At 45.8% G+C, this 275-nt stretch carries 1 pseudogene; it reads right to left on the bottom strand.

The features are described from left to right. Positions 1–15: 15 nt before the first annotated feature. Positions 16–275: pseudogene (locus AAEY88_RS13445) on the bottom strand (beta-N-acetylhexosaminidase); the annotation flags it as partial.

The following is a 275-nucleotide window of genomic DNA, read 5'->3' as shown; positions in this document are numbered from 1 at the left end:
AAAAATGACAGGCTATTATTTATAGACAGTAGGATCTTTTGATGCCGCATGATCTGTAGATGGCTGCTCTGCCGAGGTATTAAAAAAGGTCTGAGTGACGTTCTGCTTTGCTTGCTGCCAATAGTCAAATTGCTGACAAGTCGCCTCAAGATTACCTTGCCAAACGGGTATCTGCCCGCACATGGTTTTGATACGTTTTTGATTGGGGTAGGGCAAGTTTTGCGCCGCTTCGGCCGCTTCATGAGCCGCAACTCTATCATTGCATACCAAAGCAA

The organism is Psychrobacter sp. CAL346-MNA-CIBAN-0220, assembly GCF_040309805.1.
Classification (GTDB): domain Bacteria; phylum Pseudomonadota; class Gammaproteobacteria; order Pseudomonadales; family Moraxellaceae; genus Psychrobacter.
The sequence above is the reverse complement of the archived record's forward strand: the minus strand, read 5'-3'. Positions and strand labels throughout refer to the sequence as shown.